We start from the raw sequence: 14,046 nt of genomic DNA on the forward strand, positions 1-14,046 counted from the left end.
AGACCATCATTTCCCTCCTTTTGGCGACATTAGCGATTTTTATTTCCGGTTGTAAAACCTCTTCTAACTCTGAAAGCACAGAAGTAGTTAAAAATACAATAGAGCTTGGCAGTGCTGAAATTAAAAAGTCAGGCCATGCACAACCTCTTTTTCAAAACAACCAACTTGTAGGGTATGAGTTCAAAAAAGGCTTTGCCATACCTGCTGAGTTAGGAAACTTCTTTGGCTTTAGCTATCGAGTGAATCAACTAATAAATAGCACGACTGAAAACCCAAACAGTACGGGCTATGTCGCGGTTAAAGTACCAGTTACCGTAACGGTTGTGCATCCTGAGATCATGATCAATGGAAAACCAGAAACAACCTCTTCATGGAAAGATACATTATATTTTGGTCGTGATAATTTTGCGATGTGGAAGTTTGAAAGTCCGAATGAGCTTGTTAACGGCAAATGGACTATATCTGTTACCTACCAACACAAAGAAATCGCGACCAAAAACTTTTTTGTAAGTGTGCCACCAAAGATGCCGAAAAAAGTGACTCAAGTTTGCCAAGTCGAAATTGATAAGTTTCCAAGTGCTTTGCAGCAAGCAAATACGGCATGTTGTACGAACAATGATGCGCAAGCATGTTATAACTTTGCATGGCGTGGTCTAGAGCGTATACGAGATAAAGAAGGCGCGGCATTATACTATGCAAAAAGCTGTGAACTTGGTGATATTTCAGGCTGCCGCCAAGCAGCAAAAATGGCAACGACTCCTGAAAAACGTGATGCGTTTTATCATAAAGGTTGTGATTTAAAAGATATGGATAGCTGTATTGAAGTAAATCGGTTTAATTAACCCCGACTTAGTTCATAGAGTTTAACGAGGACACCCACCTCAGCTTCCAAATTACGCATCCCAACTTGTATGTTGGGGTGGTTTGCCTAAGCTAGAAGTTATTCATAATCAAGTTTTGAAGGCGATTTATAAAGGACTGGTACTCATGGGCATCAATTTACTAAAACTTGGTTATCGCGCACGACAACGCTCTGCAAACACAAAAGTTAGAAATTTAGAGTTGAAAAGCTTGCTCTGCTAAGCCAACAACCGCTCGCAGTTTGTTAGGTTTGTCCGTCGTCGTTTTTGCAGTGTTTCGCAGTAAGCGGTTATTGTTCGCTCTCGACCAACAGCACCGTGGAATACCCGAGAAAACTGCGTAGTGAGTTTTATCCAGTTCTCAGGCTCTATATTAAGTGGAATGAGTATGGGTTGAGACTCAAAGATATAGCCTCGCTTGTCGGCGCGAATATATTGGCCTGTGAGTTCAACCAATTCAATATAAGATTTAATTTCAAAGGGCAGGCCTTTAGGCATGCGTTTTCGTGGGCTACCCGCAAAACGTAACAGACTTTTTGATTGTTTTCCCAGCTTTGCATGGTTGATTCGTTTTTTGATGCTGGTGTAGTCTGAGGTTTCAGGCGTTGCGGCAATGTTGGCTCTAATTGGGTTTAGGTCTACGTCAGCGAGACAATCAGTCAATGCAGCCTCGTCTAGTAATGCTGGGGTTTAAACTGTCCTTCTCAAAACCAGTTAGCCTTTCTCTGTACTTGGCGACATGTTCATTGAGTATCAATTGCTCCGATTCGCTGAGTGACTCACCTTCAGTAAATTTTTGGCTTACCCTATTACCTTTAAACAGCTTGTGCCACCGTGTCACAACTGATTTATCCGATAAGCGCTTAGCCTGTCTTGCATCAACGTATAAAACAATGTGAATGATTACTCATCGCGGCATAAGCACAGACATCAATAAAAAACGGAGCCAAACATCAGGCGCTTTTCTTCAACCCGATCCCGGCGGTGTTCGTATGATTTTCCGGTAAATTTATCTTTACCACATAAAAATACGCGTCTTACGCAGCGGGAGATACAGTGATAATATTTGATGTTAGTTAAACTGATTTGTTTTTTACGGGCTGTTGCCATAGTTTGGTTTCCTCAATCCTTTGAGAGCGGGATTAACGCTTAGGCGGTATCTGAGGAAGGTACAAGTTAGGGGGGGAGGTAATTGTTGTTGGCTTTGTTCGTGCCCCACAAAATTTTAGCCAACTAGTTTTGGCTAGTTGCAACGGCTTATGCAGCCGTGAATCATTTGGAATACAGGAGAATATAATGAGTGATAGTTGGGATGATTATGCTGATGACTGGGATACAGATCCAGATGTGGTCGAATATTCAAAAAAAGCTTTTGACTCGTTAACTAAATTTACAAGTCTGGAAGGCAAAAATGTTTTAGATTTTGGTTGTGGAACAGGGCAACTAACTGAAAAAGTAGCTCGTGTCGCATCTTCAGTTGTTGCTATTGATCCCTCACCGAAAATGATTGAAGTTTTAAAGAACAAGAATATTCATAATGTAAACTCACTATCGTGCGAAATTTCAAGAGACTCAATCAACCATCCTATTTTTGAGCCCGGTTTTGATTTAATTATTGCGTCATCCGTTTGTGCTTTTGTTCCAGATTATGAGAAAACGTTGTCTGAGCTTAAGCTTCTTCTAAAAGAAGGAGGGACATTTGTCCAGTGGGATTGGAAACGAGCCAATGAAGATGGTGATTTTGGCTTTACCGAAGACATGATAAAAAGTGCCTATACAAATGTAGGTCTTTCACTTGTACGTGTTACCGAAGAGTTTTCGTTAGCAAGTGAAAAAGGCACTATGCATGTATTAATGGGAATAGCATGCAATGCATAGCAAGTTCATACCCGATCTGCTGCGTTAGAACGCTATTTTTAAGGGAGTACATAAGTTGTTTAAAACAGTAACAGATTTGGCCGAAATCAAGGAATGTCAATTACTTCTTGAAAGAGTATTAAAGAACAGTCTTTCGAACAAAGGGCGCTTTAATATCGGTTTTCCCGGGGGGAGTTGGAAAGACAAAGAGATACATTACAATAATGATTTTTGGTTTTTACATTACGAAATAGATGGTGAGGAGAAGTCTCCTCGGTATTGGAATGGTTTTGGACTTACGGAAAGTTTAAGTGATAAAAAATCTAATAATATAGTAGTCGAGATAAACATCCCTACGAACAGAGTTAATCGAAAAGTAGCTGGTTTTTTTGCAAAGAGTGAGAATGGAAAGGTGGCTCTTTTTCATAGAGGAGGTCTTGGTGGAGGGTGTAAAGGGGTAGGTAAACAGGCTTTTCTAAAATGCTCATCTTATGAATTAACTGAAGTAATGACAGGTGTGGATGTGGATAAAGCCATAATGGTTGGCTTTGTTGAAGACGAGAATTTTATCACGAATCTATATAAGTTTTTACAAATAATTGCCAGCTTTAAAGAAGCAATTAGGTCTGGAGAGCTTACAGAAGCTACTTTCCTTACAGACGATGACTTATTAAATCGCATTCTCAACGAAAACCCAAAGAGAAAAACACCCAAGCGAGCAAAGACAGCAAGCACTACTTATGAACGTAGTGAGTATGTTAAAGAGTTTGCTCTCAGGCGTGCCGGTGGTTATTGTGATTTGTGTAATCAAAAAGGACCATTTAAATCAAAAATGGGCCGCTGGTTCCTTGAAGTTCACCATATAAAATGGCTGTCAAAGGGGGGATTAGATACTGTCGACAATGTAGTTGCTCTTTGCCCTAACTGTCATCGAAAAATGCACTTGGTTGCTTTTCCTGACGATATTAGAAAATTAAAACTAGCTGTAGAATCGAAATAATACCGTAATAACACGAACGCTTTAAACAAGAGATGCAAAACAGCAGGCTTGCATCCCTTAGTTGCTAATTTTAGCCTGCTATTTTGTGTCGTTTACGACAAGCGTTATAAGTACTAGGAGAAATCGTGCACCCAAATAGAAATGCAATTGCTTCTGGCGGCCTTGTTGCTTCGGTGTTATTTTTTGTAATTCTAATTGTCCTAGCGCTCTGGGCATGGCCAAAGTACAAAGTTTATAAACTAGAAATGAATGGTATCGCTGCTCTGAAAGAAGCTGAGTGGAGTAAGCAAATTCTAATTGAAGAAGCCAAAGCGAGAGAGCAGGCAGCTTTGATGCAAGCTAAAGCGCGAGTCACTTTAGCTCAAGCAGAAGGTGAGGCGAAAATCGTCCAAGCTAAAGCTGAAGGCCAGGCTGATATCGAACGTGCAAAGGCTGCCGCTGAAGCTAATAAAATTATTGGTGAGTCGCTTAAAGGCAACGAAGCTTATCTGCGTTACGTTTGGATAAAAGGGCTACAAGATGGTAAAGGAGAGCGCATTTATATACCAACAGAAGCTGGACTCCCAATTTTAGAAGCTGGTAAAGCTAGAAAATAACGTACTTATAGCAAGGCCGTTAAACAAAAAACAGCTTCTGATAAAATAGATTGAAAACCTCACTAATAGCAAAGTGTTAAAAACTAAACTTGTTATGTTGTTCGACGACCAACCACCATTGGAGTATGCCAGAGATAAAAATGAGGATAAAAATAAGTCACACCCATCACTATTAATATCGAAGCTGAGAAAGTGAAGTAAATACTTAATGCGGCGTTACCACCGCTCGCTATTGGCACATATACGACGTTAGATTTAACTAAGTTCTACCAGTCAAATCTAACAGAGCAAGTTAAGGTTTACTCACATTAGCTCTTGCCCAAATTAGCATAAAAAAAACCAGCGTATTGACGCTGGTTTTTTGGGTTATTTTTTCTTTTTAACCTTGGCGGCTTTCTTTTTCGCCTTGATTTTCACCGGGTCTTTTTTCTTCTTCGGTGCTTTTGCTTCTTTATGTTTAGGTTCAAGACCTTTAATTACACGGCGCTTAAGTTTTTGGTCGGTGTAACGCTCAACCTTTCCTAAAACCTCAACATCGTGAGCTTCAACCAAAGAAACCGCAGTGCCTTTTTTACCAGCGCGGCCAGTACGCCCGATACGGTGTACATAAATATCCGCAGTGCGTGGCATATCAAAGTTGAATACGTGGCTGATATCAGCAACGTCAATACCACGGGCTGCAACATCTGTTGCCACTAAGATATTGGTCTTGCCACTGTGAAAACTTGCCATCGCAGCCATGCGTTTGTCTTGTGGCATTTCACCACGTAGCCAGGTGGTTTTAATGCCTTTTGCAAATAGCTCGCCCACCAGTGTTTCAAGTCTTTCGCGGGTTTTAACAAACACAACGGCTTTAGTGACTTCTTCATCATCGAGCAACTGCGCTAATAGGTTAACCTTGTGCTCGTAGTTATCTGCGAGATGAACCCACTGATGGATTTTACCTTTTTCTTTTCGTGATGGCGTGGCTTCAAGTAGTGCTGGGTCTTGTAATATACGTTCAGCAAACTTCTCAACGCTTTCGCCCTCAAGGGTTGCAGAGAACAAAAAGCACTGACGACGGTTAACCGCTTCAGAGCAAATACGTAGCATTTCTTTTCGAAAGCCCATGTCTAGCATGCGATCCGCTTCATCTAAGATCAGTAGCTCAACGTTTTCTGCGTGGAAGTTCTCGGTTTCAAGATATTCCATCAAACGACCAGGCGTTGCGATGAGGATATCATTGTTCTTTTCGAAGATTTCTTTGTGACTGCCGTAATTAATACCGCCAGTTACCACACCTATTTTAAGGTTAACACCTGCGGCAAGGAGTTCACATTGCTCGTGTATTTGATAGGCAAGTTCACGCGTTGGCGTCATGATAAGTACGCGGGCAAAGCCGGGCTCTTTGCGAGGGAAATCAAGCAAATACTGAATCGCAGGGATCAAGAATGCAGCGGTTTTACCCGTACCGGTTGGTGCGCTGGCGAGAATATCTCGGCCAATTAGCGCTTCAGGAATAGCCATCTGTTGAATGCTGGTGGGAGTATCGAACCCCATTTTTTTAATCGCACTAATCAGCTTGCTGTCTAAATCAAATTCAGTAAATTGCATATTGCATCACAAATAAAGGACAATAGCGGAATTATACGTTGCTATTGCATTTTCTCAAAGGTATAGGATGTCTCAGTTTGCATTTAAACAATTTTCGGTGACTCAGCATCATGCGGCAATGAAGGTTTCAACTGATGGTATTTTGCTTGGCGCGTGGGTTCCACTCGCTGAAGCCAACCGGATTATTGATGTCGGAACGGGAACTGGACTTATCGCATTGATGTGTAAACAGCGGAGTCCAATTAGCAAAGTTCATGCAGTTGAGCTTGATGACGCTGCGTTAAAGGATGCAGAATTTAATATCAAGCACAGCCCGTGGCCTGATATTGAGCTACATCGCTGTGCAATACAAGAGTTTGATAGCGAGCTGCGCTTTGACCTCATGGTATCAAACCCACCTTACTTCAACGCGAGTTTGAAAGGAGAAAATCAAGCGAGAAATAGAGCGAGACACACGGACAGCCTAAGTTTTGATGCTTTGCTTGATGCCTTCGAAAAGTTTACGACGGATGCTGGGCAACTTGCGGTAATTTTACCCTATGAAGAGAGCTTGCTATTTCAGCAGCTATTAGAAAAAAGAAATCTGGGGCTTGCAGCTAGTTGTATTATTCACACAACACCTAATAAAGTACCTTCAAGGCGCTTGATGTTGCTAGGCAAAGCGCGTTATGAAAGCGTCAGTGAAGAGGTATTGGTGATTTATGACTCAAATAATCAATATACGAAAGAGTATGTTAGATTATGCCATGCGTTTTATTTAAAAATGTAGATGCCAATGCGTTACACCAATTGCATTACGTAAATGAACTATTCCAACTTTCAAATAGGTTTCAGAGTTAATGCAATTGGGAGTGTGCTAACTCATCGAAAGGTTAAAGCGCTAACTCAGTATATTCCGTCATGATTTGCTCTATCCAAGTTGCGATACGTTCGTCGCTTTTATCGTATTGACTGTCTTCATCTAGTGCCAGACCAACAAACTGACTTTTATCTTCGGTAAGTGCTTTTGACGCTTCAAATTCATACTCGTCTGAATTTGGCCAGTAACCTAAAAAGGTGACGCCTTGTGGGGCAATTTTTTCATGTAGCATGCCTAGTGCATCTTGAAACCATTCACCATAGCCTTGTTGGTCACCCATGCCGAATAGCGCTATCACTTTGTTGCTAAGGTCAACACTGTCGATATCGTCCCAATGAGACTCCCAGTCTTCTTGAAGTTCGCCGAAGTCCCATGTGGAAATACCAAAAATGAGGAAGTCAAACTGCTCTGCTTGTTTTAGCGGCTCGTCCTTAATATTAAATAAGGTAATTGTGTCTTTGCCGATGATTTCTTGAATCTTTTCTGCGGCCATTTCTGTGTAACATGTTGTCGAGCCGTAAAATAACCCAATTTGCATTGTATTTATCACTTTCAATTTGACTGGTATTATAGGTGGCAAGTCTACATCATGACGTTAATAATTAATACAGGTACTCTGTGAGCGAACACCAAGCAACTTCCCATACACTGTCCGATCCACAATATATAGAAGCCTTTTTAGATGCGCTATTTTTGGAGCAAGGGCTCAGTGAAAATACTATTGCAGCCTATCGTAGCGACCTTGAAAAGTTTCTCTTATTTATAAAAGCAGAAACCTCTGTGTCTTCTTTACTGGAGATCACAAGTCAGGACGTTGAGGCTTATTTGGCACACAGAATAGACAAGGGCTTAAAAGCAAAGAGTAACGCGCGAGCTATCAGTGCATTGAAGAGATTTTATTTATATTGGCTGCGAGAAAAACAAATCGCGCAATCGCCGCTGGATACTATTGCGCAACCTAAAACAACACAGTCGTTGCCAAAAACCCTGTCAGAGCAGGAAGTTGAAGCCTTGCTCAATGCCCCTGATTGTGATGACCCGATGGGACTGAGAGATAAGGCTATGCTTGAACTCTTGTATGCTACAGGATTGCGCGTGACTGAGTTGGTTGGGCTAAGAATGGAACAAGTCAATATGAGACAAGCTGTTGTACTTGTGCGTGGTAAGGGCGGCAAAGAACGCTTAGTGCCGATGGGTGAAGAAGCATTGCATTGGATTGAACAATTTCTCAAAAAAGGGCGGGGCTTAATGATCAAGCATGCTACCGATTTTGTCTTTCCATCCAAGCGCGGTATAGGTATGACACGACAAACTTTTTGGCATCGGATAAAACACTATGCTATTTTGGCAGACGTAAAGTCGCCGTTATCGCCACATACGTTACGTCATGCTTTTGCAACACATTTATTGAATCATGGCGCTGACTTGCGAGTTGTACAGATGATGCTTGGCCATAGCGACTTGTCGACGACTCAAATTTATACACATGTTGCTAGTGAACGTTTAAAGACGTTGCATCAGCAGCATCACCCAAGAGCTTAATTTGTGTTGCTTGGGAATTATTTATGGTTATTCCGGTCTTAGTGGGTAACACAAAGGGGCGAGTGCTCCCCTCAAATAACAGGTTTAGAGAGAACATAATGAAAAAATTAATTGTTGCCGCTTCACTGGCATTGAGCTTTGGCGCTTTCGCTGAACAAGTTGAGGGTCCTGTCGCACCAACGGCACAAGTAGACCCAATTACGACGCAATTTAGCGGACTAGGTATAACGGTTAAGCAAATCAAAGATAGTCCGCTTGCTGGCTTAAAAACAGTGATCACAGATAAAGGGGTACTTTATTCAAGTGCTGATGGTAAATACCTGATTCAGGGCACTATGATTGATCTTGATAACCGCCGTAATATCACTGAAGACGCGTTGAGCGATGTACGCCAGAAAGGTATTGCTGAGTACGAAGACTCCATGATCGTCTATAAAGCGGAAAATGAAAAACATCAAATTACGGTATTCACAGATATTACTTGTGGCTACTGCCGCAAACTTCACCGTGAACTAGAAGATTACTTAGCGGCGGGTATTACCGTGAAATACCTAGCTTTCCCGCGTGGTGGCTTACGTGGCTCAGGCTATGAAGATTTGAAAAACGTATGGTGTGCAAAAGACGCCGCGGCTGCACTTACTGAGGCGAAAGCTGGCGGTGAAGTGAAAACAGTCGAAAGCTGTCATGCACCAATTGCAGAACACTATCAGCTTGGGCAAAGTTTTGGTATTTCAGGAACGCCTGCGATCATTCTTGAAGATGGTTCAATGATCCCGGGTTATCAACCTGCAGCAGCTATTGCACAAATGCTAGACGCAAATAGCCCTAAGTCATAATGACTCACGCTTGTTGATGGAGTTCGTGTTGAGAACTCGATAAGATAGCAAGATTAAAGAATATAAAAGGCCATTTTGGCCTTTTTTGTTTTGTGAAAAAGTATGCATACAGAAATTAAACCAAGAGAGCGAGTTGATGACAGCCATTTACCGGCTTCCCTGCATCCCGTGATCAAGCAGCTTTATGCTGCCAGAGGGGTTAAGTCGGTTGTTGAACTAGACAATAGCGCCGCAACTTTACACGATTTTAAATTATTTAAAGACATCGAGCTTGCAAGCCAAATTCTGGCTGAAGCACTTTCTTTGCAACAACAAGTGTTGATTGTTGGTGACTTTGACGCTGATGGCGCAACGAGCACTGCCGTGTTAATGGAGGGGTTGCCTCAGTTTGGTTTTCAGCGTGTGGATTACCTCGTGCCGGATAGATTTAGCTTGGGGTATGGCCTAAGCCCAGCATTGGCCGAGCAAATCGTCGCCATAAAGCCTGATTTGGTGATCACCGTAGATAACGGTATTTCCTGCATTCGCGGTGTCGAAATCGTGAAGCAAGCGGGTATAAAGGTGATTGTTACCGATCACCATTTACAAGGCGATGAGTTGCCGTGTGCCGATGCGATTGTTAATCCAAATCGTGTTGACTGCGATTTCCCGTCTAAGTCTATCGCGGGCGTTGGGGTTGCCTTTTATCTGCTGATAGCGCTGAGGCATTATTTACGGGCACAAAATTATTTTGTGGAGCAAAATATCGCGATGCCAAATTTGGCGGCATTATTAGATATTGTTGCCCTAGGGACCGTGGCTGACGTTGTGGCTTTGGATGCGAATAACCGCACTTTGGTACACCAGGGGCTCGCGCGGATCCGCAGTGGTCAAACGCGACCAGGGATCCAAGCGCTTATCGAGGTTTCTAACCGTAATAATGCAAGATTAAGTGCCAGTGATTTTGGCTTTGCGTTAGCGCCAAGACTCAATGCCGCGGGGCGTCTTGACGATATGAGTTTAGGTATTGCTTGCTTGTTATCGAAAGACATTAACCAAGCTCGCCGTATTGCGTCTGAGCTCGATAGTCTAAATATAGAGCGACGAGAGATTGAGCAAAGTATGCAGCAAGAAGCACAAGCCGTATTGGAGCGCTTGGTACTTAAAAGCCAAGAAGTACCAGATGCCTTGTGTTTGTATCAAGATGATTGGCATCAAGGCGTGATAGGTATTCTAGCGGGACGCTTAAAAGAAAAATATCACCGCCCGTGTATTATTTTTGCACAAGGCGACAACGGCGAGATCAAGGGCTCATGTCGTTCTATTGAAGGTCTACACATGCGCGACCTCTTAGAATCTATAAACACTCAGCATCCAGAATTAATTGTAAAATTCGGTGGTCATGCGATGGCAGCAGGACTGACCATTTTAGAGTCTGAATTTGCGCGGTTTAAACAGATATTTGAACAAAACGTCAGTGCGACGCTGAGTGAAGAAGCAAAGCAAAGTATTCTGTTGACGGACGGTGAACTGCCGGGCGATTGCTTCACCATGGATTTTGCTTTTGAACTACAGCAGGCAGGTCCGTGGGGGCAGCAATTTAGTGAGCCGGTATTTCAGGATGTATTTGAGTTGGTGCAGCAACGTATTGTTGGCGACAAACATCTAAAACTTGTGCTTAAGCATCGCTCGGGCCGATTGGTTGATGCGATAGCGTTTAACGTTGACGTTCGGGCTTGGCCTAATCTCCAGGCAACCCATGCGTTGTTTGCTTATCAATTAGATATTAATGAGTTTCGTGGTAAATATAATTTGCAGCTCATTGTGCGTGAACTTCAGGCGCAGCCGAATAAATAGAGATGTGCGACTGAGTTTGTTAAAAAACTCCCAAAATTCTCACTTTAAGGGATGCTAAGCGCGGTTATTATTTGATACTATTGGTCGCTTAAATCTATGGTCTGACCCGTTGTCAGACCTGTTTGTGTGAATTCGCAAACCGACAAATTTAGTTCTGGAGTAAAGGTAAATGTTTGAAGTGAATCCTGTGATTAATCAAATCAAGGAAATTCGCGAACGTACAGAGCTTCTTAGGGGGTATCTTTGACTACGCTCTAAAGCAAGAGCGTTTAGAAGAAGTTAATGCCGAATTAGAAGATCCTGCTGTATGGAATGAGCCGGAAAGAGCCCAAGCACTGGGCAAAGAAAAATCGAATTTAGAAGTGATTGTTGAAACCATCGACAATCTTGTGGCTGGTGCCGATGATGCGGAAGGTCTGGTTGAGCTTGCCGTAGAAGCCGAAGATGAAGAAACCTTCACTGAAGCAGAGCAAGAGGTCAACGGTCTTGTTGAGCAGCTGGAAAAACTAGAGTTTCGTCGTATGTTCTCGGGCGAGCAAGATGCCAACGATGCTTACATCGACTTGCAGTCAGGTTCTGGCGGTACTGAAGCTCAAGACTGGTGTAACATGTTGCTGCGTATGTACTTGCGCTGGGCTGAGGCGAAAGGTTTTAAAGCCGAAATCGTTGAAGCGACCGATGGCGATGTTGCTGGTATTAAGGGCGCAACAGTTAAAGTCACGGGCGAATATGCTTATGGTTGGCTTCGTACAGAAACGGGCGTACACCGCTTAGTACGTAAGAGTCCTTTTGATTCAGGCGGCCGTCGTCATACTTCGTTTGCTTCTGTATTCGTTTACCCAGAAATTGACGACAATATCGAAATCGATATTAATCCTGCAGATCTTCGTATCGATGTATATCGTGCATCGGGCGCGGGTGGTCAGCACGTTAACCGTACAGAATCAGCGGTACGTATTACCCATTTACCAACCAATACAGTAGTGCAGTGTCAGAATGACCGTTCGCAGCACAAGAACAAAGATCAAGCGATGAAGCAGTTAAAGGCGAAATTGTTTGAACTTGAACTGCAAAAGCAAAACGCTGAAAAGCAAGCCCAAGAAGATGCAAAATCTGACATCGGCTGGGGCAGCCAAATCCGTTCATACGTGCTAGATGATTCACGTATTAAAGATTTGCGTACAGGTATTGAAAATCGCAATACCCAAGCCGTACTAGACGGCGATTTAGACAAATTTATCGAAGCAAGCCTGAAATCAGGCCTTTAATCCACAAGCTAAACTAAGAGCTAAACAATGACAGATCACAATCAAGACGAAAATAAACTTATTGCTGAGCGTCGTGGCAAGCTAGATGCGATCCGGGAAAATTGCCCTGCGAATGGCCACCCGAACTCATTCCGCCGCGAAGACTACACACAAGATCTACAAGCTAAGTTTGGTGATAAATCGAAAGAAGAGCTGGTAGAACTTGATCATCATGTTTCTGTTGCGGGTCGTTTGCTTGCGAAACGTGGTCCTTTCTTAGTGCTGCAAGACATGAAAGGTCGTATTCAGGCTTATGCTTCAAAAGACGTACAAAAAGATCTAAAAGAGAAGTATGGTCAATTAGATATCGGCGATATCGTTGGTGTTAAAGGTCCGCTTCATAAATCAGGTAAAGGCGATTTATACGTCGACATGGTTGAGTATGAACTACTGACTAAGTCGCTACGTCCACTACCTGAAAAGTTCCACGGTCTGACTGACCAAGAAGCAAAATACCGTCAGCGTTATGTTGATTTGATCACTAACATGGATACGCGCGAAACATTCCGTATTCGTTCAAAAGTGATTGAAGGTATTCGCCGTTTCTTAGCCGAGCGTGACTTTATGGAAGTGGAAACGCCGATGCTACAGGTTATTCCTGGTGGTGCCTCTGCACGTCCATTTGTAACGCATCACAATGCACTCGATATCGATATGTATCTACGTATCGCGCCTGAGTTATACCTTAAGCGTCTAGTGGTTGGTGGTTTTGAGCGTGTATTCGAAATCAACCGTAACTTCCGTAACGAAGGTTTATCTACACGCCATAATCCAGAATTCACTATGATTGAGTTCTATCAAGCATATGCAGATTACAATGATTTGATGAACTTGACTGAAGACATGTTACGCACCGTGGCACAAGACGTGTTAGGCACTACTACGGTTGTTAATACTGTGAAGAATGCTGAAGGCGAAGTGACAGAGACGATTGAGTATGACTTTGGTAGTGCGTTCCAGCGTTTGTCTATGGCTGATGCTATTTTACAATATGGCCCAGATGCTGAAGCACAAGCTGAAATCTTCAAAGATCCAGAAAACCATTTTGAAGCACTAAAAGCATACGCTAAGAAAGTTCACGTTAAGATCCCTGAAAACTGTGTATGGGGCCCTGGTAAGTTCTTATGTGAAATCTTCGAAGAAGTCGCTGAACACAGACTTATCCAACCGACGTTCATTACTGAATATCCTTGGGAAGTGTCACCGCTTGCGCGTCGTAACGATGAAAACCCATTTATCACTGACCGCTTCGAGTTCTTTGTTGGTGGCCGTGAGCTTGCAAATGGTTTCTCTGAGCTTAATGACGCTGAAGACCAAGCTGCGCGCTTTGCTCGCCAAGTGGAAGAAAAAGATGCAGGTGACGATGAAGCAATGCACTACGATGCGGATTATATCCGTGCGCTAGAGCATGGTTTACCACCAACAGCGGGTGAGGGGATTGGTATCGATCGCCTTGTGATGTTGTTCACGGACTCACCGACTATTAAAGACGTTATCTTGTTCCCGCATATGCGTCCTGAAGTGCAAGCTGAACAGTAAGTATTTTCACGTAATCTGAACGTACATCTAGAAAAGCGCCTTATGGCGCTTTTCTGTTATTTTCGTAAGATAAATCTCACAGTATCTCTAAATACTTAGATTTATTATGTCCTTATTGCCAACGCCTATTCATAATAAAAGTTGTTTCTCTTTTGAAACTAGATTATCCCAATTTCCTAACTAGTCTTTTTCAAGTTCTAATGCTGTGTTAAAAATAACGA

The 14,046-nt window shown here is 42.7% G+C and carries 12 protein-coding genes and 1 pseudogene; 10 read left to right on the top strand and 3 right to left on the bottom strand.

From position 1 onward, the window contains the following. Positions 1–842: DUF3859 domain-containing protein (locus L1D50_RS00520; RefSeq protein ID WP_275660126.1), on the top strand; the 842-nt coding region annotated here is incomplete at its 5' end. 237 nt (positions 843–1,079) lie between these two features. On the opposite strand, the pseudogene L1D50_RS00525 reads toward L1D50_RS00520, so the two are convergent. Beyond that, a pseudogene (locus tag L1D50_RS00525) lies at positions 1,080–1,970 on the bottom strand (transposase). A gap of 186 nt (positions 1,971–2,156) precedes the next feature. Here L1D50_RS00525 and L1D50_RS00530 point away from each other — a divergent pair. The 3 genes from L1D50_RS00530 to L1D50_RS00540 all read left to right on the top strand — a co-directional run bounded on the left by L1D50_RS00530 (position 2,157) and on the right by L1D50_RS00540 (position 4,313). Continuing rightward, a complete protein-coding gene (locus L1D50_RS00530; RefSeq protein WP_128725900.1) occupies positions 2,157–2,738 on the top strand; it encodes a class I SAM-dependent methyltransferase in 582 nt (193 codons plus the stop codon). Between the two features lie 55 nt (positions 2,739–2,793). Next, the gene (locus tag L1D50_RS00535) at positions 2,794–3,717 is read left to right on the top strand and encodes an HNH endonuclease signature motif containing protein (RefSeq protein WP_235956570.1); all 924 of its coding nucleotides are present in this window, start codon (positions 2,794–2,796) and stop codon (positions 3,715–3,717) included. 125 nt (positions 3,718–3,842) lie between these two features. Further along, positions 3,843–4,313 (top strand): hypothetical protein, encoded by a 471-nt coding sequence (locus tag L1D50_RS00540; protein ID WP_239965291.1) that lies wholly within the window; start codon positions 3,843–3,845, stop codon positions 4,311–4,313. Between the two features lie 366 nt (positions 4,314–4,679). Here the strand turns inward: L1D50_RS00540 and srmB are convergent, their stop codons facing one another. Then, positions 4,680–5,906: an ATP-dependent RNA helicase SrmB gene (gene srmB, locus L1D50_RS00545; RefSeq protein WP_138523280.1), complete on the bottom strand. Its 1,227-nt coding sequence runs from the start codon at positions 5,904–5,906 to the stop codon at positions 4,680–4,682. A 67-nt stretch (positions 5,907–5,973) separates the two neighbouring features. On the opposite strand from srmB, the gene L1D50_RS00550 reads away from it, so the two are divergent. Then, a complete protein-coding gene (locus L1D50_RS00550; RefSeq protein WP_128725897.1) occupies positions 5,974–6,675 on the top strand; it encodes a methyltransferase in 702 nt (233 codons plus the stop codon). Positions 6,676–6,778: 103 nt separating this feature from the next. Here the strand turns inward: L1D50_RS00550 and fldB are convergent, their stop codons facing one another. Beyond that, positions 6,779–7,303 carry a flavodoxin FldB gene (gene fldB / locus L1D50_RS00555; protein WP_128725896.1) on the bottom strand — a complete coding sequence of 175 codons (525 nt, stop codon included), beginning with the start codon at positions 7,301–7,303 and terminating at the stop codon, positions 6,779–6,781. 80 nt (positions 7,304–7,383) lie between these two features. On the opposite strand from fldB, the gene xerD reads away from it, so the two are divergent. The 5 genes from xerD (at position 7,384) to lysS (ending at position 13,825) form a co-directional block, all read left to right on the top strand. After that, positions 7,384–8,307 (top strand): site-specific tyrosine recombinase XerD, encoded by a 924-nt coding sequence (xerD, locus tag L1D50_RS00560; protein ID WP_128725895.1) that lies wholly within the window; start codon positions 7,384–7,386, stop codon positions 8,305–8,307. A gap of 98 nt (positions 8,308–8,405) precedes the next feature. Then, positions 8,406–9,143, top strand: coding sequence for a bifunctional protein-disulfide isomerase/oxidoreductase DsbC (gene dsbC / locus L1D50_RS00565; protein ID WP_128725894.1), 738 nt, complete (start codon positions 8,406–8,408; stop codon positions 9,141–9,143). 102 nt (positions 9,144–9,245) lie between these two features. Then, entirely contained in the window at positions 9,246–10,979 is a 1,734-nt protein-coding gene (gene recJ, locus L1D50_RS00570; protein ID WP_239965292.1) for a single-stranded-DNA-specific exonuclease RecJ, read from the top strand. A 169-nt stretch (positions 10,980–11,148) separates the two neighbouring features. Continuing rightward, positions 11,149–12,247 (top strand): peptide chain release factor 2 gene (prfB, locus tag L1D50_RS00575; protein WP_100053028.1). Its coding sequence is split into 2 segments (ribosomal slippage): positions 11,149–11,223 and positions 11,225–12,247, totalling 1,098 coding nucleotides; the frame shifts between segments, so codons are not numbered across the junction. A gap of 27 nt (positions 12,248–12,274) precedes the next feature. Next, positions 12,275–13,825: a lysine--tRNA ligase gene (lysS, locus tag L1D50_RS00580; RefSeq protein WP_099030199.1), complete on the top strand. Its 1,551-nt coding sequence runs from the start codon at positions 12,275–12,277 to the stop codon at positions 13,823–13,825. Positions 13,826–14,046 lie beyond the last annotated feature (221 nt).

Origin of the sequence: Pseudoalteromonas sp. Isolate6, assembly GCF_022398435.1 — a bacterium.
In the GTDB taxonomy this organism is placed as follows: domain Bacteria; phylum Pseudomonadota; class Gammaproteobacteria; order Enterobacterales; family Alteromonadaceae; genus Pseudoalteromonas; species Pseudoalteromonas galatheae.